This is a genomic window from Binatus sp. (SeqCode), assembly GCF_035272065.1.
In the GTDB taxonomy this organism is placed as follows: Bacteria; Desulfobacterota; Binatia; order Binatales; family Binataceae; genus Binatus.
This window is the reverse complement of sequence record NZ_DATEQZ010000039.1, coordinates 1-2,383: the sequence shown is the minus strand read 5'-3', so window position 1 is coordinate 2,383 and position 2,383 is coordinate 1. Positions and strand designations below refer to the sequence as shown.

2 protein-coding genes are annotated in these 2,383 nt (G+C 61.1%); both read left to right on the top strand.

Going from position 1 to position 2,383, the window contains the following annotated elements:
• The first annotated feature begins 151 nt into the window (after nt 1–151).
• A complete protein-coding gene (hscB, locus tag VJX68_RS06645; RefSeq protein ID WP_324094885.1) occupies nt 152–790 on the top strand; it encodes a Fe-S protein assembly co-chaperone HscB in 639 nt (212 codons plus the stop codon).
• A 9-nt stretch (nt 791–799) separates the two neighbouring features.
• A partial coding sequence (gene hscA, locus VJX68_RS06640; protein WP_324094884.1) for a Fe-S protein assembly chaperone HscA occupies nt 800–2,383 on the top strand: 1,584 nt, incomplete at its 3' end.

The window sequence follows — 2,383 nt, the reverse complement described above, 5'->3', positions numbered from 1 at the left end:
TTTTCTCTACCTCAACGGCTCCGAGCTCGACTACGGCGAAGAACTGATGTCGTCGGGCTTCAAGGTCGTCAATCCAAACGCCAAGCGCAGTTGCGGATGTGGAGAATCGTTCGTCGTATGAACGAGCGGACGTGGGGACTGCAGCCTCAAGATGATCGAATGCCCTTCATGTGGAAGGCGGCAGGAGCCGTCGCTAATTTGCGTTGATTGCGGCTCGCCCCTCGCGGCGCCGCTCGATTGTTTCGCCGCGCTCGGCCTGTCGCGCAAGCTGACGATCGATCTCGACGAACTTGAGCGCCGCTATCACGAATTGAGCCGGATGATTCATCCCGACCGGTTCGCATCGAAGGGGCCCAAAGTCCGCGACGCGAGTGTCCGCGCGACCGCGACGCTGACCCGCAGCTACCGCACGCTGCGCGATCCCGTTGCGCGTGGTCTCTACTGGCTCGAACTCAACGGCGAGAAGCTCGGCGAGAACAACAAGCGCGTGCCGCCCGAAGTAGCAGAGCTGGTCTTCGAGGTGCAGGAGCAAATCGCCGAGATGCAGCTATCGACGGACCCTGAAGCGGCGCACGAACTCGCAACTCAGATCGCAGCGCGGCGCATTCAGCTTCAATTCACGATGGATGAGAGCCTGGCGGAGCTTGAGCGACATTTCGCGAAATGGGATCAGCCGGCCGACAAAAAAATGCTTATATTGGAATTGAAGACGATCCTTTCGAATATCGCGTATCTGCGCACCCTGATTCGCGACGTCGATCGCGCGCTCGATAACTCAAAGGCCGCCTGACAAATTGAAGTGTCCCGAATTTTTGGCATAGACCTCGGCACCACCAACAGCCTGATTGCCGCGATGGAAGGCGGCGCGCCGTGCGTGATCGCCGTCGGCGAGAAGGGCAGCGCGTTGCTGCCAAGCGTCGTTGCGATTGCGCCTGACGGCGCCGTGACCGTCGGCGAGCGCGCAATCGAGATGGAACCGCACCTCACCGTCGAGCGGGACGGCCGCGTGAGCGCGGTCGGCTTCGCCGGCGGCGAATACGGCGCAGTAATACGATCCGTTAAGCGTTATATGGGACTCGGCGGTGACGAAATCGCACCCGAAGATCGCGCGCGCTACACGTTCGCCGACTTAAGCGGCCCGGTCGTGCGCTTTCAAATCGGCAAGCGCGTCTTCACGCCGTCGCAAATTTCCGCCGAGATTCTGCGTGCGCTCAAAGACGGCGCCGAACGCGCACTTGGCAAAGATGAAAAAATCGAGCGCGTCGTAATTACAGTGCCCGCTTACTTCAACGACGGCCAGCGCCAGGCTACCAAGGACGCCGGCCGGCTCGCCAGCCTCGAAGTCGTGCGCCTGGTGAACGAGCCGACTGCGGCGTCGCTCGCCTACGGCCTCAACAAGATGGCGGCCGGCAACGTCGCGGTGTTCGATTTCGGCGGCGGCACTTTCGACATCTCGATTCTCAGCATCAAGGAGGGAATCTTCGAGGTGCTCGCGACCAACGGCGACACGCATCTCGGCGGCGACGATATCGATCGCGCGCTCGTCGATTGGCTGCTCGCCGAACTTCCCGGCACGCTCAAGCTCGATCGCCACGTCTGGAACAGCGCGCGCATGGCCGCCGAGGACGCCAAGAAACGCCTCACCGACATCGCCGAGACAGACATCGTCGTCGAGCTCCCCGGCCATTCGATTCGCAAGCACCTCACGCGCGACGCCCTCGAGCAGATGGCGGCGCCGTTAATCGCGCGCACCCTTAAGCGATGCGAACTGGCTGTCGCCGACGCCAAGCTGACCCCCGCCAACATCGACGCCGTCGTGCTGGTGGGCGGCTCGACACGCATGCCGCTGGTCCGCCGCCGCGTCGCCGAGATGTTCCATCGGGAACCCCTGTGCTCGATAGATCCCGACCAGGTAGTCGCTCTGGGAGCCGCAGTTCAAGCTTCTGTGCTAATGGGCACGCAGGGCGACATGCTCCTGCTCGACGTTGTTCCGCTGTCGCTCGGTATCGAAACGATGGGCGGCGTGATGGAACGTCTTATACATCGTAATACCACTATTCCGACCAGCGTAGCTGAAGGTTTCACTACGGCTGTGGATAATCAAACGCATGTTGATATCCATGTTTTGCAAGGAGAGCGAGAGCTTGCTAAGGATTGCCGTAGTTTAGCGCGCTTCAAGCTGGGCCCGATCCAGGCTCAGTCGGCAGGTGTCCCGCGCATCGAGGTCGCTTTCCTCATCGATGCAAACGGGATACTAAATGTCAATGCGCGCGATGAGCGCACGGGCCGCGAGCATTCGGTCGACGTCAAGCCGAGCTACGGACTGACGGACGATGAAATCGAGCGGATGCTCGAAGAGGCCATCGATCTTGGGGAGCAGGAT

Bases quoted from the DNA above. Each gene is read 5' to 3' on its own strand.
- hscB (WP_324094885.1), top strand. From the start codon at position 152: ATGATCGAATGCCCTTCATGTGGAAGGCGGCAGGAGCCGTCGCTAATT.